This window comes from Bacillus sp. BB081, from assembly GCF_008368895.1.
Taxonomy (GTDB): Bacteria; Bacillota; Bacilli; order Bacillales; family Bacillaceae_G; genus Bacillus_A; species Bacillus_A wiedmannii.
Genome location: NZ_QOZX01000024.1, coordinates 139,558 through 162,131 on the forward strand (window position 1 = coordinate 139,558; position 22,574 = coordinate 162,131).

At 40.4% G+C, this 22,574-nt stretch carries 26 protein-coding genes; 20 read left to right on the forward strand and 6 right to left on the reverse strand.

The window, feature by feature from the left end; genetic code table 11:
• Nucleotides 1–124 precede the first annotated feature (124 nt).
• Nucleotides 125–1,249 (forward strand): homoserine O-acetyltransferase family protein, encoded by a 1,125-nt coding sequence (locus DN394_RS13690; protein ID WP_097917988.1) that lies wholly within the window; start codon nt 125–127, stop codon nt 1,247–1,249.
• Nucleotides 1,250–1,298: 49 nt separating this feature from the next.
• Here the strand turns inward: DN394_RS13690 and DN394_RS13695 are convergent, their stop codons facing one another.
• Nucleotides 1,299–1,481, reverse strand: coding sequence for a hypothetical protein (locus DN394_RS13695; protein WP_000171896.1), 183 nt, complete (start codon nt 1,479–1,481; stop codon nt 1,299–1,301).
• 199 nt (nt 1,482–1,680) lie between these two features.
• Between DN394_RS13695 and DN394_RS13700 the strand changes: the two genes are divergently transcribed.
• From DN394_RS13700 to DN394_RS13725, 6 genes are all read left to right on the forward strand, one after another.
• Nucleotides 1,681–1,986, forward strand: a complete 306-nt coding sequence (locus DN394_RS13700; RefSeq protein WP_000141212.1) for a rhodanese-like domain-containing protein — start codon at nt 1,681–1,683, stop codon at nt 1,984–1,986.
• A 77-nt stretch (nt 1,987–2,063) separates the two neighbouring features.
• Nucleotides 2,064–2,288 carry a spore germination protein gene (locus tag DN394_RS13705; protein WP_000512464.1) on the forward strand — a complete coding sequence of 75 codons (225 nt, stop codon included), beginning with the start codon at nt 2,064–2,066 and terminating at the stop codon, nt 2,286–2,288.
• Nucleotides 2,289–2,308: 20 nt separating this feature from the next.
• Complete coding sequence (locus DN394_RS13710; RefSeq protein ID WP_001110866.1) at nt 2,309–2,632, forward strand: hypothetical protein; 324 nt, start codon at nt 2,309–2,311, stop codon at nt 2,630–2,632.
• 117 nt (nt 2,633–2,749) lie between these two features.
• Nucleotides 2,750–6,670, forward strand: a complete 3,921-nt coding sequence (locus tag DN394_RS13715; RefSeq protein WP_149293888.1) for a BclA-related collagen-like exosporium protein — start codon at nt 2,750–2,752, stop codon at nt 6,668–6,670.
• Between the two features lie 172 nt (nt 6,671–6,842).
• Complete coding sequence (gene moaA, locus DN394_RS13720; protein WP_048562058.1) at nt 6,843–7,856, forward strand: GTP 3',8-cyclase MoaA; 1,014 nt, start codon at nt 6,843–6,845, stop codon at nt 7,854–7,856.
• Nucleotides 7,857–7,872: 16 nt separating this feature from the next.
• On the forward strand, nt 7,873–8,886 hold the full coding sequence (locus DN394_RS13725) for a molybdopterin-synthase adenylyltransferase MoeB (RefSeq protein ID WP_149293889.1): 1,014 nt from the start codon (nt 7,873–7,875) through the stop codon (nt 8,884–8,886).
• Nucleotides 8,887–8,923: 37 nt separating this feature from the next.
• Here the strand turns inward: DN394_RS13725 and moaC are convergent, their stop codons facing one another.
• Nucleotides 8,924–9,409, reverse strand: coding sequence for a cyclic pyranopterin monophosphate synthase MoaC (gene moaC / locus DN394_RS13730; protein WP_000094144.1), 486 nt, complete (start codon nt 9,407–9,409; stop codon nt 8,924–8,926).
• An 83-nt stretch (nt 9,410–9,492) separates the two neighbouring features.
• On the opposite strand from moaC, the gene moeA reads away from it, so the two are divergent.
• The 7 genes from moeA (at nt 9,493) to DN394_RS13765 (ending at nt 14,170) form a co-directional block, all read left to right on the forward strand.
• Complete coding sequence (gene moeA, locus DN394_RS13735; protein WP_149293890.1) at nt 9,493–10,782, forward strand: molybdopterin molybdotransferase MoeA; 1,290 nt, start codon at nt 9,493–9,495, stop codon at nt 10,780–10,782.
• The gene (gene mobB, locus DN394_RS13740) at nt 10,752–11,267 is read left to right on the forward strand and encodes a molybdopterin-guanine dinucleotide biosynthesis protein B (RefSeq protein WP_046958690.1); all 516 of its coding nucleotides are present in this window, start codon (nt 10,752–10,754) and stop codon (nt 11,265–11,267) included. The genes moeA and mobB overlap by 31 nt, the downstream gene beginning before the upstream one ends.
• Entirely contained in the window at nt 11,264–11,728 is a 465-nt protein-coding gene (gene moaE / locus DN394_RS13745) for a molybdopterin synthase catalytic subunit MoaE (protein ID WP_000185930.1), read from the forward strand. The genes mobB and moaE overlap by 4 nt, the downstream gene beginning before the upstream one ends.
• A 2-nt stretch (nt 11,729–11,730) precedes the next feature.
• Nucleotides 11,731–11,964, forward strand: coding sequence for a molybdopterin converting factor subunit 1 (gene moaD / locus DN394_RS13750; protein ID WP_097917984.1), 234 nt, complete (start codon nt 11,731–11,733; stop codon nt 11,962–11,964).
• Nucleotides 11,965–12,057: 93 nt separating this feature from the next.
• Entirely contained in the window at nt 12,058–12,480 is a 423-nt protein-coding gene (locus tag DN394_RS13755; RefSeq protein WP_000732103.1) for a DUF3888 domain-containing protein, read from the forward strand.
• Nucleotides 12,481–12,513: 33 nt separating this feature from the next.
• A complete protein-coding gene (glcU, locus tag DN394_RS13760; RefSeq protein ID WP_000353528.1) occupies nt 12,514–13,371 on the forward strand; it encodes a glucose uptake protein GlcU in 858 nt (285 codons plus the stop codon).
• 13 nt (nt 13,372–13,384) lie between these two features.
• Complete coding sequence (locus DN394_RS13765) at nt 13,385–14,170, forward strand: glucose 1-dehydrogenase (RefSeq protein ID WP_098849572.1); 786 nt, start codon at nt 13,385–13,387, stop codon at nt 14,168–14,170.
• A gap of 73 nt (nt 14,171–14,243) precedes the next feature.
• Here the strand turns inward: DN394_RS13765 and DN394_RS13770 are convergent, their stop codons facing one another.
• Nucleotides 14,244–14,738 carry a CarD family transcriptional regulator gene (locus DN394_RS13770; protein ID WP_000451449.1) on the reverse strand — a complete coding sequence of 165 codons (495 nt, stop codon included), beginning with the start codon at nt 14,736–14,738 and terminating at the stop codon, nt 14,244–14,246.
• Between the two features lie 255 nt (nt 14,739–14,993).
• On the opposite strand from DN394_RS13770, the gene DN394_RS13775 reads away from it, so the two are divergent.
• Together DN394_RS13775 and DN394_RS13780 are read left to right on the forward strand one after the other, a co-directional pair.
• A complete protein-coding gene (locus DN394_RS13775; RefSeq protein WP_000533808.1) occupies nt 14,994–15,230 on the forward strand; it encodes a DUF2553 family protein in 237 nt (78 codons plus the stop codon).
• Between the two features lies 1 nt (nt 15,231).
• Nucleotides 15,232–15,414 carry a sporulation protein Cse60 gene (locus DN394_RS13780; protein ID WP_000621751.1) on the forward strand — a complete coding sequence of 61 codons (183 nt, stop codon included), beginning with the start codon at nt 15,232–15,234 and terminating at the stop codon, nt 15,412–15,414.
• Between the two features lie 26 nt (nt 15,415–15,440).
• Here DN394_RS13780 and DN394_RS13785 read toward each other — a convergent pair whose 3' ends face one another.
• Entirely contained in the window at nt 15,441–15,668 is a 228-nt protein-coding gene (locus DN394_RS13785) for a DUF3973 domain-containing protein (protein ID WP_000498995.1), read from the reverse strand.
• Between the two features lie 424 nt (nt 15,669–16,092).
• Between DN394_RS13785 and DN394_RS13795 the strand changes: the two genes are divergently transcribed.
• Nucleotides 16,093–16,524, forward strand: coding sequence for an SRPBCC family protein (locus tag DN394_RS13795; RefSeq protein WP_000437758.1), 432 nt, complete (start codon nt 16,093–16,095; stop codon nt 16,522–16,524).
• Nucleotides 16,525–16,848 (forward strand): ArsR/SmtB family transcription factor, encoded by a 324-nt coding sequence (locus DN394_RS13800; RefSeq protein WP_000098837.1) that lies wholly within the window; start codon nt 16,525–16,527, stop codon nt 16,846–16,848. It abuts the gene before it with no gap.
• Nucleotides 16,849–16,880: 32 nt separating this feature from the next.
• Here the strand turns inward: DN394_RS13800 and DN394_RS13805 are convergent, their stop codons facing one another.
• Together DN394_RS13805 and DN394_RS13810 are read right to left on the reverse strand one after the other, a co-directional pair.
• The gene (locus tag DN394_RS13805; RefSeq protein ID WP_149293891.1) at nt 16,881–18,317 is read right to left on the reverse strand and encodes an MDR family MFS transporter; all 1,437 of its coding nucleotides are present in this window, start codon (nt 18,315–18,317) and stop codon (nt 16,881–16,883) included.
• Between the two features lie 208 nt (nt 18,318–18,525).
• A complete protein-coding gene (locus DN394_RS13810; RefSeq protein WP_000558875.1) occupies nt 18,526–19,794 on the reverse strand; it encodes a BaiN/RdsA family NAD(P)/FAD-dependent oxidoreductase in 1,269 nt (422 codons plus the stop codon).
• Nucleotides 19,795–20,088: 294 nt separating this feature from the next.
• Between DN394_RS13810 and DN394_RS13815 the strand changes: the two genes are divergently transcribed.
• Nucleotides 20,089–21,741: a putative polysaccharide biosynthesis protein gene (locus DN394_RS13815; RefSeq protein ID WP_001284052.1), complete on the forward strand. Its 1,653-nt coding sequence runs from the start codon at nt 20,089–20,091 to the stop codon at nt 21,739–21,741.
• 41 nt (nt 21,742–21,782) lie between these two features.
• Complete coding sequence (locus tag DN394_RS13820) at nt 21,783–22,511, forward strand: pseudouridine synthase (protein ID WP_001234939.1); 729 nt, start codon at nt 21,783–21,785, stop codon at nt 22,509–22,511.
• Nucleotides 22,512–22,574: the final 63 nt, after the last annotated feature.

The following is a 22,574-nucleotide window of genomic DNA, read 5'->3' on the forward strand; positions in this document are numbered from 1 at the left end:
GCTATTTTGTGGCTAATTTTGTATATTATTCATTTATTTATGAAAAGAAGGAGGAGATTAGTTTGCATAGAAAAAATCCTTTAGTAAGCAGCAGTTCATACTATGACGGGAAGAGGGCGAGTCTGTGCAATTTGTAAAAAAGGAAAAGTTTGTTTTAAGAGAGTTTACGTTTGAAAATGGTAGGGGAATTCCTATTCAAATGGGGTATGAGACGTATGGTACTTTAAATAGAGAAAGGTCAAATGCGATTTTGGTATGCCATTATTTTAGTGCAACGAGTCACGCGGCAGGAAAATATACAGCGCATGATGAGGAGTCTGGTTGGTGGGATGGTTTAATTGGACCGGGAAAAGCAATTGATACAAATAAATACTTTGTTATATGCACTGATAATCTTTGTAATGTGCAGGTGAAGAACCCTTATGTGTTTACAACGGGACCGAAATCGATTGATCCGAAAACTGGAGATGAATATGCGATGGATTTTCCAGTTTTTACATTTCTTCATGTAGCTCGTATGCAATATGAGTTAATAAAAGATATGGGAATCGCAAGGCTACATGCTGTAATGGGACCGTCAGCTGGCGGGATGATTGCACAACAATGGGCTGTTCATTATCCTCATATGGTAGAGCGGATGATTGGTGTTATTACGAACCCGCAAAATCCAATTATTACGTCGGTAAATGTAGCACAAAATGCAATTGAGGCTATTCAACTGGATCCAAGTTGGAAGGGCGGAAAATATGGAGAAGAGCAGCCAATGAAGGGACTTCATTTAGCAAATAGAATGATGTTTATGAACGCATTTGATGAGCATTTTTATGAAACAACATTCCCTCGTAATAGTATAAAAGTAGAACCTTATGAAAAGCTTGCGATATTAACATCATTTGAGAAAGAAATAAATAAAGTGACATATAGAAGTATAGGGTTAGTAGATGCAAATTCGTGGATATACACTGCGAAAGCAGTTTTATTACATGATATTGCGCATGGATTTTCGTCTTTAGAAGAGGCGCTTTCTAACATAGAAGCAAATGTACTTATGATTCCGTGTAAACAAGATTTGCTTCAGCCGTCACGTTATAATTATAAAATGGTAGACATTTTGCAAAAACAAGGGAAGTATGCGGAAGTGTATGAGATAGAAAGTATAAATGGGCATATGGCAGGAGCATTTGATATTCATTTATTTGAAAAGAAAGTTTATGAATTTTTAAATCGGAAAGTATCTAGTTTGGTGTAGAAAATAAACGGTGTGAAAAAGGTGCGATGTATGTAGTAGGCACCTTTTTTTACATGATTTGTAGACGGAAAATATATGTGGCAATTGCTATACCGAAGAATGCGATACTAAGCAATAGAAATAAGAATGACATTTCTTGTGGTGATTTTATCTTTTTATTATTCTTCATACTAAGTGCAATAATTGCGGCGATTAAGAAAATGATGCCCGTAATGAAAAGAAAAAGTGTCATTTTCATTGGCTCCTTTCATAAAACAAGTATATTGAGGATACAATGCACGAGTTATGTTTGTAAAGAATAAGTTTTGCGGGAAAATTGAGAAATAAAATTTCCATTCTTTGCGTTCTTTCTTTCGCATGCTAAAATTGACTAGATATGCTTGTTTAAGGAAGAGACTAAAGGTTTTATTGTATATAAGGAGGAACGACATATGACAGAAGTTAAAACAATTACTACAGAAGAAGTGCAAGAGCGTTTAGAAAATGGGGAAACGTTATTTTTAGTAGACGTAAGGGAAGATGAAGAAGTAGCGGCAGGGAAAATTCCAGAAGCTGTACATATTAAAATGGGCGATATCCCAAATAAAGTAGATTTCTTTGATAAAGAGAATGAATATATCTTTATTTGTCGTTCGGGAATGCGCAGTGAAAATGTATGTCATTATTTAAATGAGCAAGGCTTTAAAACAGTGAACATGGTTGGCGGCATGCTTCAATATGAAGGTGAAACGAAATAAGTAGCTAAAAAAACTTGAAACGAGTCTGTTTCAAGTTTTTTTCTTTTGCATACAGTGTACAAAAGGGGGATAGGTAAATGGGGATTAACTTGCGGAAAGTAAAAATTATAAATAATACAGGGGCTGTTAATGTTGGTGACTGTTATGATATCTCACCTTTAGCTGTAGCAAAAGTATATGCGGGTGCTGGAGGGTCGAGTGCGGCTATTTTTTTAAATGGGAAAAGACAGTCAGAAGCGGTGATTAGAACATCAGTGTTTCTTCCGCCATTAGCAACGAGTACACGTACATTAGGTTCATAGAGGAAAGGTAGAGTGTAATTATGCCTGCTCATATAAAAGAATTTGTTATTGTGAATAACACTGGGAATATATTTACCGGTGATAATTTGAGTGATACGTCATTTACTGCTACGAAATCGTATAGTGGTTCAATGGGGTGCACTTGGATCGACGTTGTTACAGTAATAGGGACGGAGACGAAGCTTTGTTTACAGCCAGGAGATTCTGTGACGACAACATATACAAGGGGCACTCCTGCTGGTACTGTAACAGGAACAAACATGGGGCAAAGTGTAAATACATCGGGTATAGTGCAAGCTGTTCCTAATACAGATAATATGGATTCAACTGCGGGACTCCCTTAAGGAATTAAGGGAGTTTTTATTTATTTAAAATAAAAATAGTCTTGGAAATTATTTTTGTAAATAGATTAAGAAGAGGCTTATTTATTATGAAAAAGACGGTTTGTAGGTGGTGAAAGTGTGAAGAATCGTGATAATAATCGGAAGCAAAATTCGTTAAGCTCTAATTTTAGAATTCCACCCGAACTTATTGGGCCTACTTTCCCCCCTGTTCCAACTGGATTTACAGGTATAGGGATCACTGGTCCAACAGGTCCACAAGGCCCAACAGGACCTCAAGGACCAAGAGGATTACAAGGTCCGATGGGGGAGATGGGCCCGACAGGACCTCAAGGTGTGCAAGGGATACAAGGATCAGTTGGGCCAATAGGTGCAACTGGACCAGAAGGACAGCAGGGGCCACAAGGATTGAGAGGACCACAAGGAGAAACTGGAGCGACAGGACCTCAAGGGGTGCAAGGGTTACAAGGTCCGATTGGTCCAACGGGAGCGACTGGGGCACAAGGTATACAGGGGATACAGGGGGTACAAGGTCTGATTGGGGCTACTGGACCTGAGGGACCTCAAGGAATTCAAGGAGTGCAAGGGGTACCGGGTTCAACTGGTTCACAAGGTATACAAGGACCTCAAGGGATACAAGGCCCACAAGGACCGAGTGGAAATACGGGAGCAACAGGAGCAACTGGTCAAGGGGTTACAGGCCCAACTGGAATAACAGGTCCAACAGGGATAACGGGTCCATCTGGAGGACCACCAGGTCCGACGGGGGCAACTGGTGCGACAGGCCCGGGTGGTGGACCGAGTGGAAGTACAGGTGCGACGGGAGCAACGGGAAATACAGGGGTAACAGGAAGTACAGGGGTAACAGGAGCAACGGGAAGTACAGGTCCGACTGGAAGCACAGGAGCACAGGGTTTGCAAGGAATACAAGGGATTCAAGGACCGATTGGGCCAACAGGTCCAGAAGGTCCGCAAGGTATCCAAGGTATTCCTGGTCCGACGGGTGTAACTGGTGAACAAGGAATACAGGGAGTTCAGGGGATTCAAGGAATCACGGGTGCAACTGGTAATCAAGGTCCGCAAGGTATCCAGGGGGCTATAGGGCCTCAAGGTGTAACAGGAGCGACTGGAGATCAAGGTCCACAAGGAATACAAGGAGTACCGGGTCCATCAGGAGCAACGGGACCACAAGGAGTTCAAGGGATACAAGGTCCGATGGGTGAGATAGGCCCAACAGGTCCAGAAGGCCCAGAGGGACTTCAAGGCCCGCAAGGAATACAAGGAGTGCCAGGTCCAGTTGGAGCAACGGGTCCAGAGGGGCCACAGGGGATACAAGGCATACAAGGACCGGTAGGAGCAACGGGCCCACAAGGTCCACAAGGAATACAGGGAATACAAGGTGTGCAAGGGATAACGGGAGTAACAGGAGTACAAGGAGCAACTGGAATTCAAGGGATACAAGGGGAAATAGGAACAACGGGTCCAGAGGGTCCCCAAGGAGTGCAAGGTGCACAAGGGGCGATTGGTCCAACCGGTCCGATGGGGCCGCAGGGAGTGCAAGGAATTCAAGGGATTCAAGGAGCAACAGGTGCACAAGGAGTGCAAGGGCCACAAGGAATTCAAGGGATACAAGGTCCGACGGGAGCAATAGGAGATACGGGAGCAACCGGAGCGACGGGAGAAGGAACTACCGGTCCACCAGGAGTAACCGGTCCAACAGGGGTGACTGGCCCGTCAGGAGGACCAGCAGGACCGACCGGCCCAACGGGGCCGTCAGGTCCGGCGGGAGTGACAGGTCCATCAGGTGGACCACCTGGTCCGACAGGAGCAACAGGTGCGACAGGAGTAACAGGAGATACCGGGGCGACAGGCTCAACTGGAGTGACAGGAGCGACAGGAGAAACGGGAGCAACCGGAGTGACGGGTTTACAGGGTCCGCAAGGAATCCAAGGTGTTCAAGGAGAGATAGGTCCAACCGGTCCACAAGGTGTTCAAGGTCCCCAAGGAATCCAAGGAGTAACAGGGGCAACGGGGGCACAAGGTTCACAAGGAATTCAAGGCCCACAAGGCGACATAGGTCCAACCGGCCCACAAGGAATTCAAGGCCCACAAGGAATTCAAGGAATCCAAGGAGCGACAGGGGCAACAGGAGCACAAGGTCCACAGGGAATCCAAGGTCCGCAAGGAATCCAAGGTCCGACTGGCCCACAAGGTCCAACTGGAATCCAAGGGATACAAGGAGAGATAGGTCCAACCGGTCCAGAAGGCCCAGAGGGACTTCAGGGCCCGCAAGGAATACAAGGTGTGCAAGGGCCAGTTGGAGCAACGGGTCCAGAGGGTCCTCAGGGGATACAAGGTATTCAAGGACCGGTAGGAGCAACAGGCCCACAAGGTCCACAAGGAATACAGGGAATACAAGGTGTGCAAGGGATAACGGGAGCAACTGGAGCACAAGGAGCAACTGGAATTCAAGGGATACAAGGGGAAATAGGAGCAACGGGTCCAGAGGGTCCCCAAGGAGTGCAAGGTACACAAGGGGCAATTGGTCCAACAGGTCCGATGGGGACACAGGGAGTGCAAGGAATTCAAGGGATTCAAGGAGCAACAGGTGCGCAAGGAGTGCAAGGACCACAAGGAATTCAAGGGATACAAGGTCCGACGGGAGCAACAGGAGATACGGGGGCAACCGGAGCGACGGGAGAAGGAACTACCGGTCCACCAGGAGTAACCGGTCCAACAGGGGTGACTGGCCCGTCAGGAGGACCAGCAGGACCGACCGGACCAACGGGGCCATCAGGTCCGGCGGGAGTGACAGGTCCATCAGGTGGACCACCTGGCCCGACAGGAGCAACAGGTGCGACAGGAGTAACAGGAGATACAGGTGCGACAGGCTCAACTGGAGTGACAGGAGCGACAGGAGTAACGGGAGCAACCGGAGTGACGGGGTTACAGGGGCCGCAAGGAATACAAGGTGTTCAAGGAGAGATAGGTCCAACCGGTCCACAGGGGATTCAAGGTCCCCAAGGAATCCAAGGAGTAACGGGGGCAACAGGAGCACAAGGTCCCCAAGGAATTCAAGGCCCACAAGGCGACATAGGTCCAACCGGCCCACAAGGAATTCAAGGTCCACAAGGTCCGCAAGGAATCCAAGGAGCGACAGGGGCAACGGGAGCACAAGGCCCACAGGGAATCCAAGGTCCGCAAGGTGACATAGGTCCGACCGGCCCACAAGGCCCACAAGGAATTCAAGGCCCGCAAGGAATTCAAGGTCCAACGGGAGCTACAGGAGCAACCGGAGCGACAGGTCCACAAGGAATTCAAGGCCCACAAGGAATTCAAGGCCCGCAAGGAATTCAAGGTCCAACGGGAGCTACAGGAGCAACCGGAGCGACAGGTCCACAAGGAATTCAAGGTCCCCAAGGAATTCAAGGCCCGCAAGGAATTCAAGGTTCAACGGGAGCTACAGGAGCAACCGGAGCGACAGGTCCACAAGGAATTCAAGGCCCGCAAGGAATCCAAGGTCCAACGGGGGCTACAGGAGCAACCGGTTCACAAGGTCCAACTGGAGATACAGGTCCAACCGGAGCTGGAGCCACTGGAGCGACCGGGGCAACCGGGGCGACTGGAGTTAGTACAACTGCAACGTATGCATTTGCGAATAATACATCAGGAACCGCTATTTCCGTTTTATTAGGTGGTACGAATGTACCATTACCGAACAATCAAAATATTGGTCCAGGAATTACTGTTAGCGGAGGAAATACTGTATTTACAGTTGCGAATGCAGGGAATTATTATATAGCTTATACAATTAACCTAACGGCAGGATTACTTGTAAGTTCTCGTATAACTGTAAATGGTAGTCCGCTTGCGGGAACGATAAACGCTCCGACAGTTGCTACTGGTTCATTTAGTGCAACGATCATTGCTAATTTGCCTGCTGGAGCTGCTATTAGCCTGCAGTTATTTGGATTAGTTGCAATAGCTACATTATCTACGGCAACGCCAGGAGCTACTTTAACTATTATTAGATTAAGTTAATAGGAAGAAAACCTTGGGGCTTTTATGCTTCAAGGTTTTTATATCGTTATTTGTAGGTAATCTAATTGGTTAGGAAAGTTTTACTTTATTCACTTGAGCAAAAACATCGCAGTTCGAAAATATATTATAATAGAATGAAAAGAGAGAAATTTGGCAGAAAGGGAGGGTGGCGATGCAGGAGATGGTTACAGATTTTTTTGGACGCCCACTTCAAGATTTGCGCATATCTGTCATTGATCGTTGCAATTTTAGATGTACATATTGTATGCCAGCGGAAGTTTTTGGGCCAGATTATGCTTTTTTGAAAGATGAGTTTTTACTGACGTTTGATGAAATTGAACGTTTGGCAAAACTATTTGTTAGCATCGGTGTACGAAAAATTAGGCTTACTGGTGGTGAGCCACTGCTGCGTAAAGATTTAACAAAACTTATTGCACGTCTCGTGAAAATTGAAGGGTTAGTAGATATAGGGTTAACGACAAATGCAATTCATTTAACGAAACAAGCAAAAGCATTAAAAGAAGCTGGATTACATAGAGTAAATGTTAGTTTGGATGCAATAGATGACGATGTATTTAAGGACATTAATGGCCGGAATATCAATACGAAACCTGTTATAAAGGGAATTATGGCTGCAAAAGAGGCCGGGCTTGATGTAAAGGTAAATATGGTTGTGAAAAAAGGGATGAATGACCATCAAGTACTTCCGATGGCTACTTATTTTAAAGAGCAAGGAATCACACTTAGGTTTATTGAGTTTATGGATGTTGGTAGTACAAATGGATGGAACTTTGACCAAGTCGTTACAAAGCAAGAATTAATTGAAATGATTCATAGTGTGTATCCACTTGAGCCAGCTGAAGCGCATTATTTCGGTGAAGTTGCGAAACGATATCGTTACGTTGGAACAAATGTCGAAGTCGGTTTTATTACTTCTGTTTCAGAGTCATTTTGTTCCTCTTGTACGAGAGCAAGAATTTCGGCAGATGGAAAGTTTTATACTTGCTTATTTGCGACAGAAGGATTGGATGTAAGGGAACTTCTTAGAGGAAATCTTTCAGATGATGAGTTAGTAAGCGTTATACAAAATGTATGGATGAATAGAAAAGACAGGTATTCGGATGAACGGACAGAAGAAAGTGCAAAGAATCGTCCGAAAATTGAAATGTCTTATATAGGAGGATAAGAAAGGGGGCTATCGTATGCAGGAGCGATATTCAAGACAAATATTATTTTCTGGTGTTGGAGAAGAAGGACAGAGAAAAATTAGAGAGAAGCATGTACTTATTATTGGCGCTGGTGCTCTCGGTGCAGCGAATGCAGAAGCGATTGTTAGAGCGGGTGTTGGAAAAATAACAATTGCGGATCGTGATTATGTAGAATGGAGCAATTTACAAAGGCAACAATTATATACAGAAGACGACGCAACACAGTATAAACCGAAGGCGGTAGCAGCAGCAGAACATTTACAAGAGATTAATTCTGAGGTGGAAATAAACCCGGTTGTGACTGATGTAACAGTGCAAGAAATGGAAGAGCTAGTGAATGATGTAGATTTAATATTAGATGCGACAGATAATTTTGAAACACGTCTTCTTATTAATGATATTTCACAAAAGTGTAATATTCCGTGGATATATGGTGGTTGTGTCGGAAGCTACGGAGTAACGTATACAATTTTACCAGGAAAAACACCGTGTTTCCGCTGTTTAATGGAACATCCAGCGAGCGGGGCAACATGTGATACGGCGGGTATTATACAGCCAGCCGTGCAATTAGTAGTTGCACATCAAATAACGGAAGCGCTGAAAATATTAGTAGAAGACTATGGGGCGCTTCGCGAAACGATGTTATCGTTTGATCTTTGGAATAATCAACAGATGGCATTTAAAGTGAATAGGCAGAAAAAAGATACATGTTTATCTTGCGGAAGATTACGTACATATCCGAGTTTAACATTTGAAGCACAAACGAAAACAGAAGTGTTATGTGGCCGAAATACAGTACAAATCCGTCCAGGTGTGCGGAATGAATTTAATTTAGAAGAAATTAAAAAGCGCTTACAAAGAAGTGTGGATGTAAAAGCTACTCCGTATTTATTATCATTTCCGGTGGAGGAATTTCGTTTTGTTTTATTTACAGATGGCAGGGCGTTTATTCATGGGACGAATGATATAAATATAGCAAAACGCTTATATGCAAGATATATAGGTTGAACCTAAAGGGAGCCCTTTAGGTTCAATGGAAAGAAGATTAAGACTTTCTCGTATAATCTCCACTTTTTCCACCTGTTTTTTCAAATAAGTAAGTTTCGCCAATAATCATACCTTTATCAACAGCTTTGCACATATCGTACACAGTAAGAGCTGTAGCGGAAGCGGCTGTTAAAGCTTCCATTTCAACACCGGTGCTACCTTCTGTTTTAACTTTTACTTCAATAAGTAATCGATATTGTTCTTCGGATTGTTTCCAATCGAAAGAAACGTCAACACCTTTTAATAATAAAGGATGGCACATTGGGATAATATCAGAAGTGCGTTTCGCAGCCATAATACCTGCGATTTGTGCAACTGCTAATACGTCACCTTTCCCAATTTCATTGTGAGAGATTTTATCGTAAATTTCTTTTGTAACGACAATGCTAGAGCACGCAATTGCTGTTCGGACGGTTGCTTTTTTGTCACTTATATCAACCATCTTCGCGCGTCCTTGGTCATTAAAGTGTGTGAATGAAGACATGGAATTCCTCCTTGAAGTAATTTCTATTTAATATATAAAGTTTAATCGAGATAAAAAAAATTGCAAATATGAGGTGAGAAACGATGATAGAAAAACGAATTCCAATTCAAGTTGCTGAGGCAGTAGAGAGAGTAATGGAATATGCGAAAAATGGTGAAGTAGAAGAGGTTTCTATTACGGAAAGTTACGGGAGAATTCTTGGGGAGGATGTTATCTCTGATCATGACGTTCCTCATTTCGATCGTTCTCCTTACGATGGTTTCGCGATTCGAGCAGAAGATACGAAAGAAGCAAATCAAGAGAATGCGATTGAGTTTGAAGTAATAGGAGAAATCGGGGCAGGATCTGTTTTTACAGAAGAAGTAGGACCTTTTCAGGCGGTTCGTATTATGACGGGGGCAGCTATTCCAGAGGATTGTAATGCAGTCGTAATGCTAGAGCTGACGGAGGGGTTTGAGAAGAACGGAAAAACATATATGAAGGTAAAGCGTCCTTTTAATAGTGGTGACAATGTGTCATTTAAAGGGGAAGATATAAAACAAAATCAAGTTCTCGTTAAGAAAGGCGTTGCAATCAATCCAGGTGTTGCCGCCTTATTAGCGACGTTTGGATATAGTACTGTGAAAGTTGTAAAACAGCCTGTTGTTGGTATCGTGACGACAGGAAGTGAATTGTTAGAAGTACATGAGTCGTTACAGCCGGGGAAAATTAGAAATAGTAACTCGTATATGATTGCAGCTCAAATTATGAAAGCCGGAGGGAAAGTGCGTTATTATGGTCAACTTGCCGACGAGTTAGATGCATGTTTTGCAGCTGTTCAATCGGCGATGGATGAGGTTGATATTTTAATTACGACAGGCGGTGTGTCGGTAGGAGATTATGACTACTTGCCAGCTATTTATGAAAGATTACAGGCGAATGTACTCTTTAATAAAATAGCGATGAGACCAGGAAGTGTAACGACAGTAGCTGAAGTTGACGGAAAGTTACTTTTCGGTTTATCAGGGAATCCTTCAGCTTGTTACGTAGGATTTGAGCTATTTGTGCATCCGATTATAAAAACATACTTGTTTGCAAAGGAGCCTCATGTATATAGAGCAGATGCTATTTTACAAAAAGACTTTCCGAAGCCAAATCCGTTTACTCGTTTTGTAAGAGCTAAGGTGACAATCGTAGACGGGGCATTACAAGCGATGCCGGTCGGTTTAGATAAATCGAGTGCGGTCTCTTCACTTGCCGATGCGAATGCTTTTATTGTGTTGCCTGGAGGAACGAGAGGATTTGAAGCAGGGATGAAAGTATCTGTATTGTTGTTAGAGCACGCCGAGGGATGTGAGTGGCCATGGGCAAAGCCCCTTCAATCTTACAAATAGTAGGGTATCAAAATAGCGGAAAAACAACGCTTGTTGAGAAAATTGTGTATGCATTAGCTGAACGAAAAATGAAAGTTGCTACAATTAAGCATCACGGGCACGGAGGTTTTCCAGAAGTAGCGCAAAAAGATAGTGAAAGGCACCGAAAGGCTGGTGCTGTTGTCAGTAGTGTAGAAGGCGCTGGATTACTTTCACTGTCGTCATTAAGAGAGGAATGGTCCTTGCAAGAAATTATTCGCTTATATGAGTTTTTTGAAGTGGATACAATTTTAATAGAGGGCTATAAAAAAGAGAGCTATCCGAAAGTAGTGTTACTTCGTTCTGCGGAAGACGTTGAACTTTTACATAAAGTAGAAAATATAGTAGCGGTTATTACGTGGCATGATGCTTCGGCAAACTTACGAGAAGAATATAAAGTATTTCATATAACAGAAGAAGATTTCTATATAGACTGGTTTTTACAAACGGTAAGGAGTACGAAATGACAAATACGTATTATGAAGTAATTGATACAGAAATCTCGATTGAAGAGGTAGCGAAGAAGGTTATTCGCCGCGAATGTGGTGCTGTTACAACGTTTATTGGAACGGTTAGAGAGTTTACGAAAGGGCGTCGTACATTATACTTAGAATATGTAGCTTATAAAACGATGGCAGAAAAGATGTTAGAGAAAATTGGTTCGGAAGTGAAAGAAAAATGGCCAGGTACATACGTTGCGATTACACATCGCATCGGTACATTGCAAATTTCTGATATCGCGGTTGTTGTGGCTGTTTCAACACCGCATCGTAAAGCGGCTTATGAAGCAAATGAATATATTATGGAACGCATAAAACAAATTGTTCCGATTTGGAAAAAGGAGTTTTGGGAAGATGGAGACTCTTGGATTGGCGATCAATTAGAAAAAACGCCATATCCGGCGGGAGAGCCTGGGAAGGAGCTATAAGTATGATTCGAGTATTGTTATTTGCGAACTTGCAAGAAGAAGCAGGAAGAAGTGAATTACAAATAGAGAAAGAAAATATTACGGTTGCAGAGTTAAAAGATATGGTTGCAACTGAATATAATGTGCCAGTATTGGCACCAATTATGGTTGCGATTAATGAAGAATATGCAAATGAAGATGATACGATTCAATCTGGTGATGTTGTTGCACTAATCCCACCAGTGAGTGGTGGTTAATATTGGATTCATTAAAACGACTTTCCTACATAGGGAAAGTCGTTTTTTTATTGCAGTTTTGAGAACACTAACGTATAGAACAAGGAGGGCGTTATGAAAAAACTATGTGTAATGCTAACAATAATATGTTCTATCTCTTCCTTTTTGCCAAGTTATTCTTTGGCAAAAGAATCGAATGAACAACTTTTAGAAAGTGCGCTATTAAATCGATATTACTCTGTTATAAGGCAAGCGACAGAAGATCAATATGAATGTGATTCTGTTATAAATATAAAGCGTCTTGGTAAGAAAGATGAGTTCGTTCCTAGATTTGAAGTGACGCTACAATTTCTCACATTTCAAGGTGCACATAACCCGCCCAATGATAAAGTTACACTTACTTTGGAAGACAATTTAGATCACATAAAGATAAAGAAAGTTGAGCGACAAAAAAATGTGTCTAGTGTGATCGCAGAAAAGGTTTGTGCACGGGCGAAGGAAAAAATGAAATCACATTCTAATGGTGTAGAACGGTAACTGATGACATTTCGTAAAGAAAGGTAATGAGCGATGGACATACTTTTAGCGATTTTACCAGCTATATTTTGGGGAAGTATTGTGCTATTTAACGTAAAACTTGGCGGTGGACCATATAGTCAAACGCTCGGTACAACGCTTGGCGCACTTATTTTCTCGATTGTTGTTTATATTTTTATGAAGCCAGTATTAACTCCTACTGTTATTGGAGTTGGAATTGTGTCAGGTTTATTTTGGGCACTTGGTCAGGCAAATCAATTAAAAAGTATTGATTTAATGGGCGTTTCGAGGACGATGCCCATTTCAACAGGACTTCAATTAGTTGCGACGACTTTATTTGGAGTTATCGTATTTCATGAGTGGTCCACGACAATATCAGTTGTCCTTGGTGTTTTGGCTCTCGTTTGTATTATTATCGGTGTTATTTTAACATCGCTTCAAAGTGAAGAAGAAAAGAGTGCAGAGCAATCGGGGAATTTTAAAAAGGGCATTATCATTTTATTGATTTCAACCGTCGGTTATTTAGTTTATGTAGTAGTGATTAGACTATTTCATGTAGATGGTTGGTCAGCTTTATTACCACAAGCAGTTGGTATGGTGTTAGGGGGAATTTTACTTACTTTTAAACATCATCCATTTAATAAATATGCAATACGAAATATTATTCCAGGATTAATTTGGGCAGCTGGAAATATGTTTTTATTCATTTCGCAGCCGCGTGTCGGAGTGGCAACAAGTTTTTCTCTATCACAAATGGGAATTATTATTTCAACGCTTGGCGGGATTCTTATATTAGGTGAAAGAAAAACGAAACGCCAATTAACGGGGATTGTTGTTGGTATCGTTTTTATTATTGCAGCTGGAATTATGTTAGGTATTGCAAAAAGTTAAAGGAGGTATTGGAATGTATAGTGATTTAGCAGGGAAGGTTGTCGTTATTACAGGGTCAGCAACTGGTCTTGGAAGAGCGATGGGAGTAAGGTTTGCTAAGGAAAAAGCAAAAGTAGTAATTAACTATCGTTCACGAGAGTCAGAAGCGCATGATGTATTAGAAGAAATTAAAAAAGTAGGGGGAGAAGCGATTGCTGTAAAAGGTGATGTCACGAGTGAATCGGATGTTGCAAATCTCATTCAATCTGCTGTAAAAGAGTTTGGTACGCTCGACGTTATGATTAATAATGCAGGGATAGAAAACGCGGTACCGTCGCATGAAATGCCGCTTGAAGATTGGAATAGAGTAATTAATACAAATTTAACAGGCGCTTTTTTAGGAAGTCGTGAAGCGATTAAATATTTTGTGGAACACGATATTAAAGGATCTGTCATTAATATGTCGAGTGTTCACGAGAAAATTCCATGGCCACTATTTGTGCACTATGCGGCGAGTAAGGGCGGCATTAAACTGATGACAGAAACGTTAGCGTTAGAATATGCACCAAAAGGTATTCGAGTAAATAATATTGGGCCAGGTGCAATAAATACACCAATTAATGCCGAAAAGTTTGCTGATCCTAAAAAACGTGCTGACGTAGAAAGTATGATACCGATGGGCTACATTGGAAAACCGGAAGAAATTGCAGCAGTCGCAACGTGGCTTGCTTCTTCAGAAGCGAGTTACGTAACTGGAATTACGTTATTTGCAGATGGTGGAATGACTTTATACCCGTCGTTTCAAGCAGGGCGCGGGTAATATAAAAGGACAAAGAGGTTTATCTCTTTGTCCTTTTTTCTGCAAAAAAAAATAGCGGTCGGCTATTTTAAATTTAATGATTAATTGTATCTTGAAGAAATTCTGTTGCTTGATGTTCAGAAACATTTTGCACGAGAGCAACTTCGCTAATCATCATTTTGCGTGCATTATCTAGCATTTGTTTTTCGCTCGCATTTAATGCTCTCTCTTTATTACGGCGAAGTAAATCGCGAACGACTTCTGCACTATCTTGCAGATTGCCGTTTTTCATTTTTTCCATATTCATTGTATATCTCTGTTTCCAGGAAAGTGATGTGTCTGATTCCCCGTTTTGAAATTCAAGAAGTATACCATCTAACGTACCTTTATCTACGATATAACGAATACCTGATTTTTGTAATTGATCCATAGGAAGCATTATTTGCATGTCTTTACTAATGATACGTATCACACAATATTGACGTGTTGTTCCTAATATTTCTTTCTCTTCAATGGCTTCGATGACTCCTGCGCCGTTCATTGGATAAACGATTTTATCGCCAATTTGAAACAAATCATCCACCTCCATATGTGGTAACCACTTTTAATGATAGCACAAGTAATCAAAAATGTCAAATTTTATATAATACCATAATGTTGATGTTATAGTCAATAAGTAAAAACTCTTTTTTTTATATATTTTTTTGCTCTTATTTATTGATGATTTTTTTTGAAAAATAGTACAGACGAAGAAAGAAGGCATATCCACTTATTTTTAAGCATAAAATGTAAAATCGCTAATACAATATACCTAAATCCGTTCTTTGCAAGGGAGGGAGAGAAGGTGGGGCGCACAATAAGAATTGATATTACAAATAAAGTTGTAGCTAAATTTAGACCGGATTATTTGGAATTATATACGAGTAAATTTATGATAGGTAAGTTTTATGTCTATACTGAAGGTAAACAATATGTGTTAGAAGACGGATATATATATGAAGACGGAAAATTTTATCGCATCATAGATACGCACCGTGGCAATAATCAAGCGGCGGAGGGCTGCGATCTAGGATGGTGTTAACATGATTCGTGTGAAAGTGTTTGATGAAAGTCACGAAAAAGACTTAGAAGACGCTGTAAATGTTTTTTTGAAAAAGATTGATGATAGTAATTTTGTAGATATTAAGTATCAAGTCGGTGTTTCCATTAATGATGACGAAAACCAAATTTATTGTTTTTCAGCAATGATCGTTTATAAAGCATAAAAAAGAGCTGAGCTCTTTTTTATGCTTTATGTTGGGACAACATGTGTCGGTAATACGTTCATAATAGATTGAGTTGTGCCTAATTTCTTTTTCGCTAAAAGAGGCTCCCCTGTTTCATGGTTTTGGGCATCTGTACACATACCAAGGTGATAACGATCACCTAAAAATGGATCAATATAAAAACCGTTTTTGAATACTTTATCATTCGGATGTTTTTCATGGTGAATGTCAGAGCAGTTAATGCAATAGAACATAGCCTTTCATCTCCTTTTTATTTTTGTTTGAAAAAGTGAGTTGGTAGTCATTTCGCTCCTAAGGAAATGTTGAGGAGAAGAGAAATAACTACCTACTCAAATGGTGGGCATATTCCTTCTGATTTTTCATATCTCGCGTAGTGTCCCTGAGGGAAGGAGGAGAGACGAAATACGCATGATATACGTAAGGCACTTCTTTCAAGATGAATGATGGAGTTTCATGTTGAAAGAAGTTTTTATTTTTTGTTGCCTTTGTGAGTATATTATGAGGGAATGCTCAGAGGGTGTTTGTCCTGTTGAAAAAATGTTGAGAATTTCTCAACAGTAAAAAAGAATTAGCGTTGACATGAAACTAAAAGGTGTTATATCATTGAAGTGCAACTAAAAGGTGTTATATTTAATTGCCGAATAAAGGAGAATGAAAATGGAACAACAAAATACATTAAATGATATTAAACAAACGATTGTTTTTAACGCGTCTATTCAAAAAGTATGGAATGTAGTATCAACTGCAGAAGGGATTGCTTCATGGTTTATGCCGAATGATTTTGCATTAGAGGTAGGACATGAATTTCATGTGCAATCACCATTTGGCCCATCACCATGTAAAGTGTTAGAAATTGATGAACCAAACCATCTATCTTTCTCATGGGATACAGATGGCTGGGTCGTTTCATTTAATCTGAAAGACCTAGGAGATAATAAAACAGAATTTACGTTAATTCACGGCGGCTGGAAACATCCTGATGAAATTCTTCCGAAAGCGAATGCGAAGAGCTCTATTATTCGCGATAGAATGAGTGGCGGCTGGGTAGCGATTGTAAATGAAAAACTGAAAAAGGTTGTTGAAGGCTAAGTGTCTTCATCAGCAGCGAAATATGATGTATTTCAAGCAATTGCTGATCCAACCCGCCGAGAAGTAATACGGTTATTAAGTGATAAAGAGTTACCGATTTCCAAAATAACGGATCATTTTCCGATGAGTCGTACTGCGGTTGTAAAGCACCTTCATATTCTTTCGGAAGCGAATTTAGTAAGCGGAAGAAAAAGCGGAAGAGAGAAGATATATCGCTTGCATCCAGAACCATTAGAGGAATTACAACAGTGGCTCTCATATTATGAACGTTTTTGGGATAATAAATTATCTATGCTGAAACATATTGTGGAGAATGAAGAATAAAAAGAGGATGACCGAAATGGTCATCCTCTTTATTATTGCTCACTTGTTTGAGTAGCTGGTTTCAATAAAATCCAAGCGATGATTAGTGTAAATACTGCTAATACGAAAGTACTCATATAAATGACGTGTACACTTGATGCTAATGCCTCTTGCGATTCGGTTACGACGTTTGCTGTAGTTCCGCCGTGTCCACCAGATACAAGGTCAAGGTTTTTAATGCCGCGTGCATGAATCATCGTATTGAAGATTGTGCCAAAGATTGCAGCACCTAACGTTTGGCTAAATGTATTAATAAATGTGTTTAAACCAACGGCTGTTCCGCGTGTATGAGCTGGTACGGCTGCTTGAATTGTTACCATATAAATAGGTGTCACAAGCCCCATTCCTAATCCGAATAATCCGACTGCTACATAAATAAGGAACGATGGTGAATTTGTTGATAATGTAAATAATAAGAACGTAGCGACTGATAAAATGCTAGCTCCAAGTAAAATGATTTGTTTCGTTTTTAATTTGCCTACTAAGTTACCAGAGAAAATAGCGCCAAATGTCCACATAACAGGGATTGGCATTAAAATAAGTCCAGCTTCTGTCGCATTTTTTCCTAATACACCTTGGCTCCAAATTGGAAGGTACATTGTAATACTAATGATCATTGCGCCAGCAATGAGCGTTAATATGTTTATTGTAGATAATGTACGGTTAGAGAAAAGTGCTAGCGGAATTAATGGTTCCGGAGATTTTTTCTCGATGAATAAGAAAATAATGAATGAAACGACGGCGAAGATTAATAGGCCGATAATTGTTATGTCGCCCCAGTTTTGCTTACTGCTACCTGTTAATAATGCATATAGTAGAGCGATCGTACTTAATGAGAAGACTGTTGCACCAAGATAGTCGATATGGTGTTTAGCGGGCTTAATAGATTCTTTGTAGTAAATGGCGATCATTAAGCAAGCGATAATTCCAAATGGGACGTTTAAGAAGAAAATATAACGCCAAGATAGAGAATCAACTAAAAATCCACCGACTAACGGTCCGATAACACCCGATACACCCCAAACGGCACTCATCCAACCTTGTGCTTTCGCGCGGTCTCTCGCTTCGCTATATAAGTCTCCAATAATCGTCATTGTGATCGGCATAACAGCACCAGCACCTATACCTTGAAGAGCACGGAAGAAGATTAATTGTTCCATTGATGTAACGACTCCGCAAAGCGCAGAACCGATTAAGAAGATTGTAGCTCCGATGAGTAAAACTTTTTTACGACCGAATAAATCAGCTAACTTTCCGTATATTGGAGTCGAAACAGCTGTTGCAAGCATATAAATTGCATATACCCAACTAACAAGTTCGACGCCTGACAAATCACTCGTTATACGAGGGATCGCTGTACTAACAATCGTTCCTTCTACCGCAGAAAGAAACGTCATTAGCATTAAAGACATCATGACTTTTTTTCTCATATTTTTTCCCCTTACCCTTTTTTAAATATTCAACAATATAAAATATAAAGGTACTAAGGTATATAAAGCAACTAAAAAGCACGAGGGTTTGGCATTCTTTGTTGGTAAGTCGGTATAACCTGAGGAATCGCTGATATATGTGAAAGACCGCTAATATAATTTTATGTACCTATAAAAAAAGAAACAGGAAGCCCTGTTTCTTTTTTTACTATTGCATTTTTGCGTTTTCTCCAGCTGTTGTTCCGGCAATTCTACCAGTAACGAGAGCAGATGTAATATTATAGCCGCCAGTATAACCGTGAATATCAAGAACTTCTCCGCAGAAATATACGCCGTTCGTGAATTTAGAAGACATTTCTTTCGGGTTAATTTCTTTAACGGATACACCGCCGCCAGTAACGAATGCTTTTTCAATTGACTGCGTACCATTTACATTCACAGTGAACTCTTTAAAGTCTTTCACAAGTGCACGAATCTTCTCGTGAGAAACTTGTCCAGCTTGTTCACTACCGTCAATTTCATTTTTTTCTAATAAGAATAGGAAGTAACGTTCAGGTACATAACCTTTTAAAACGTTTTTAATTCCTTTTTTCGGATCTTCTTTCATTTGTTTCAGCATGCGCTGGAATAGTTGTTCACTATTTTCTTCTGGTAATGCATCGATGCTCATTTGAATCGTGTTCGTTTTAAACTTTTTCAGTGCTTTCACGACGAATTGGCTACAACGGAGAGCGGCAGGACCAGATAGGCCGAAATGAGTGAAGAGCATGTCCATTTTGTGAGAAATGATAGCTTTTCCTTTCGGGTTTAATACGCTTAAGTTTACATCGCGTAAAGCAAGGCCTTGTAAGGAGCGGTCACGAATAAATGGTTCGTTTGAAAGGATTGGTACTTCTGTTGGGAATAATTCTGTAATAGTATGTCCAGCTTTTTCAGCCCAAGCATATCCATCTCCAGTAGAACCAGTTTGAGGAACAGATTTTCCACCAACAGCGATAACGACGTGATTCGTTTCTAACACTTCACCAGTTTGCAGTACTACAGCTTTCGTTTGACCGTTCTCATATTCAATCGTTTCAACAGGTGTATTTGTACGGATTTTTACACCTAAGTCTTTTAATCGTGTTAAAAGTGCGTCTACTACTGATTGTGCTTTATTTGATACAGGGAACATGCGACCATGATCTTCTTCTTTTAGTTGCACGCCAAGCTTTTCGAAGAATGTAATAATATCTTCATTATTGAAAATAGAAAAAGCGCTGTATAAGAAGCGGCCATTTCCTGGTATATGTTTAACAATCTCATCAAGTGGTAGACGGTTCGTTACGTTACAACGACCACCACCAGAAATCGCAAGTTTACGCCCTAGTTTATTTCCTTTATCAAGAAGTAAGACACTTGCGCCTTCTTCTGCAGCACCGATTGCAGCCATTAGCCCAGAAGGCCCGCCGCCGATGACAATAACATCATAATGCATAATATATCGACCTCATTTTCTACATTTCCTGCCTAAAAGAATAGCATGTTTTCCCTTAAAAGAAAAATAGAGTGAAGTACTGCTTAAGGAGAGAATTGTGGTACAATACAAAAGTTAGAGTTCAGCACTATCCTGCTATTTGTGGGCAATAAGACAAAAACCTTAAGATGTAAGAGAAATAAAAAGGGAATTTGGTAGCCCGTAAATGCTCGAATAGTTCAACTAATAATCAGTAGGGAAGAACACCCACACTGATTAAAGTTTCACTTTATGTAGATGTAGGAGGATTTTTGTATGTCCGATTCGAAATTTCTGCGCGGAACGCTTATTGTTACGTTAGGGACATTTTTAGTAAAGTTCTTAGGCATGATTTACGTCTTTCCGTTTCATGCATTAGTAGGTACAGAAGGCGGAACGCTCTATACATATGGATACATTCCATATACAATCTTTTTAAGTATTGCAACGGCAGGGGTGCCGCTTGCTGTTTCCAAATTTGTTTCCAAATATAATGCGCTTGGCGATTATAAAACGAGCCGGAGAATGTTCCGTTCGGGAATGGTTATGATGATAGTAACAGGAGTTCTTTCGTTCCTAGTTCTATACATGACAGCGCCACTGTTTGCAGAAGCAATGCTTGGTAAACAAAGTGTACACAGTAATATAGGAGAAGTTACGACGATTATTCGTCTTGTAAGTTTTGCACTTATTGTTGTACCAGCAGCGAGTTTAATTCGTGGTTATTTCCAAGGTCACCAATCGATGGGACCAACTACTGTTTCGCAAATTATTGAACAAATTATTCGTATCGTCTTTTTATTAGCGGGTAGTTTTATCGTTATTAAAGTACTTGGTGGTACAGTTGCAACAGCAGTTGGGGTAGCGACATTTGCTGCGTTCGTTTCAGCAGTTGGAGCGCTCGGTGTACTCATTTGGTACTGGTTAAAACGTAAAAAACATTTGGATCAATATTTAATTGAACAAACTGTACCAGAATCGACAGTGAGTACGGTTCAATTATTTAAAGAATTATTTGCATATGCGATTCCTTACGTTGTAATTGGGTTAACAATTCCTTTATATCAACAAATTGATACATTGACATTTAACTCAATTATGCAAGCGATTGGTCAAGGGGATATTGCAGAGCGAGCTCTCGGTATTTTCACAATGTGGACGCATAAATTAATTATGATTCCTGTATCGCTTGCGACAGCGTTTAGTTTAACGCTTGTACCAGCGATTACAAAATCATTTACTGAAAAACAATACCGTTATTTAAAGTTACAAATTACACAAACATTCCAGGCAAATATGTTCTTAACATTGCCAGCAGTTGTCGGTATTTCAACACTTGCATATCCAATCTATACTGCGTTCTATGACTCAGATCCACTAGGTGGACAAGTATTAATGTGGTATGCACCGGTTGCGTTGTTATTCGCTTTATTTACAGTGACAGCAGCAATTCTGCAAGGAATCAATCAACAAAAACATGCGATTGTCGCGCTTATTATGGGTGTTATTTTGAAATTCGTATGTAACGTAATCTTTATTCGTTATTTCGGTACAGTTGGAGCGATTTTAGCAACAGCAGTCGGATTCTTAGCTTCTGTATGGTATACGAATCGACAAATCAAAAAACATGTACACTATTCATTTGGTGTTGTATATAAGAGAACTTTCCAAATTGCAGTATTAACACTTGTAATGGTCATTGCTGTAAAGTTATCACAATGGATTCTGTCCTTCATGATCTCGCCTGATGGCCGAATGGGTGCTCTTATTACAGTTGTGGTTTGTGCAGGTATTGGTGGTCTTGTGTACGGATTGTTAGCAATTCGCACAGGAGTACTTGAACGAGTATTTGGCGGAGAAGCGTTAGAGAAAATCCAACGTAAACTTGGCAATAGATTCAAAATAAAGTTGAAATCAAAAGGGGCGTAATTACGTCCCCTTTTCTATGATAAATAAAGAAGGTGAAAAACGTGAGATTAGATAAATTATTAGCAAATATGGGATATGGAAGTAGAAAAGAAGTAAAGAAATTATTGAAAGACGGCGTTGTAAAAATTGATGGAACGCCAGTGAAAGATGCGAAGGTTCATGTAAATGTAGAAGAGCAAGAAGTTATGATTCACGGAGAAGTTGTGGAATATAAAGAGTTTATTTATTTAATGTTGCATAAACCACAAGGCGTTATTTCAGCGACAGAAGATGATAATCATGAAACGGTAATAGATTTATTAGAGTTAGAAGATGCAATCTTTGATCCGTTCCCAGTTGGACGACTTGATATTGATACGGAAGGTTTCTTATTGATAACAAATGACGGGAAGTTATCACATCAATTGTTATCTCCGAAAAAGCATGTGCCGAAAAAATATTATGCACACGTTGCAGGAGTAGTAACAGAAGAGGATGTAAAAGAGTTTGCTAAAGGTGTTATTTTAGATGATGGCTATGAAACAAAGCCAGGTGCACTTACAATATTAAAAAGCGATGAGATTTCTGAAATCGAGCTTGTGATTACAGAAGGAAAGTTCCATCAAGTGAAGCGTATGTTTGAAGCGGTAGGGAAAAAAGTAGTCTACCTAAAGAGAACAGAGATGGGACCATTAGTATTAGATGAAGAGCTAGAACTTGGACAATACCGAGAGCTATCAGATGAAGAAGTAGAAATGTTAAAAACATATCAAGTAGATACTGAGAAATAGTGCTGTTTTTGGCGCAGAAAAGACCCCTTTCTAATGAGTTAGAAAGGGGTATGTATTTATTTA

What these genes read in the sequence shown, in the direction of transcription:
- DN394_RS13695 (WP_000171896.1), bottom strand. Translation starts at nt 1,481, where the DNA reads ATGACACTTTTTCTTTTCATTACGGGCATCATTTTCTTAATCGCCGCA.
- DN394_RS13700 (WP_000141212.1), top strand. Translation starts at nt 1,681, where the DNA reads ATGACAGAAGTTAAAACAATTACTACAGAAGAAGTGCAAGAGCGTTTA.
- DN394_RS13705 (WP_000512464.1), top strand. Translation starts at nt 2,064, where the DNA reads ATGGGGATTAACTTGCGGAAAGTAAAAATTATAAATAATACAGGGGCT.
- DN394_RS13710 (WP_001110866.1), top strand. Translation starts at nt 2,309, where the DNA reads ATGCCTGCTCATATAAAAGAATTTGTTATTGTGAATAACACTGGGAAT.
- moaA (WP_048562058.1), top strand. Translation starts at nt 6,843, where the DNA reads ATGCAGGAGATGGTTACAGATTTTTTTGGACGCCCACTTCAAGATTTG.
- DN394_RS13725 (WP_149293889.1), top strand. Translation starts at nt 7,873, where the DNA reads ATGCAGGAGCGATATTCAAGACAAATATTATTTTCTGGTGTTGGAGAA.
- moaC (WP_000094144.1), bottom strand. Translation starts at nt 9,409, where the DNA reads ATGTCTTCATTCACACACTTTAATGACCAAGGACGCGCGAAGATGGTT.
- moeA (WP_149293890.1), top strand. Translation starts at nt 9,493, where the DNA reads ATGATAGAAAAACGAATTCCAATTCAAGTTGCTGAGGCAGTAGAGAGA.
- mobB (WP_046958690.1), top strand. Translation starts at nt 10,752, where the DNA reads ATGGGCAAAGCCCCTTCAATCTTACAAATAGTAGGGTATCAAAATAGC.
- moaE (WP_000185930.1), top strand. Translation starts at nt 11,264, where the DNA reads ATGACAAATACGTATTATGAAGTAATTGATACAGAAATCTCGATTGAA.
- moaD (WP_097917984.1), top strand. Translation starts at nt 11,731, where the DNA reads ATGATTCGAGTATTGTTATTTGCGAACTTGCAAGAAGAAGCAGGAAGA.
- DN394_RS13755 (WP_000732103.1), top strand. Translation starts at nt 12,058, where the DNA reads ATGAAAAAACTATGTGTAATGCTAACAATAATATGTTCTATCTCTTCC.
- glcU (WP_000353528.1), top strand. Translation starts at nt 12,514, where the DNA reads ATGGACATACTTTTAGCGATTTTACCAGCTATATTTTGGGGAAGTATT.
- DN394_RS13765 (WP_098849572.1), top strand. Translation starts at nt 13,385, where the DNA reads ATGTATAGTGATTTAGCAGGGAAGGTTGTCGTTATTACAGGGTCAGCA.
- DN394_RS13770 (WP_000451449.1), bottom strand. Translation starts at nt 14,738, where the DNA reads ATGGAGGTGGATGATTTGTTTCAAATTGGCGATAAAATCGTTTATCCA.
- DN394_RS13780 (WP_000621751.1), top strand. Translation starts at nt 15,232, where the DNA reads ATGATTCGTGTGAAAGTGTTTGATGAAAGTCACGAAAAAGACTTAGAA.
- DN394_RS13785 (WP_000498995.1), bottom strand. Translation starts at nt 15,668, where the DNA reads ATGTTCTATTGCATTAACTGCTCTGACATTCACCATGAAAAACATCCG.
- DN394_RS13795 (WP_000437758.1), top strand. Translation starts at nt 16,093, where the DNA reads ATGGAACAACAAAATACATTAAATGATATTAAACAAACGATTGTTTTT.
- DN394_RS13805 (WP_149293891.1), bottom strand. Translation starts at nt 18,317, where the DNA reads ATGAGAAAAAAAGTCATGATGTCTTTAATGCTAATGACGTTTCTTTCT.
- DN394_RS13810 (WP_000558875.1), bottom strand. Translation starts at nt 19,794, where the DNA reads ATGCATTATGATGTTATTGTCATCGGCGGCGGGCCTTCTGGGCTAATG.
- DN394_RS13815 (WP_001284052.1), top strand. Translation starts at nt 20,089, where the DNA reads ATGTCCGATTCGAAATTTCTGCGCGGAACGCTTATTGTTACGTTAGGG.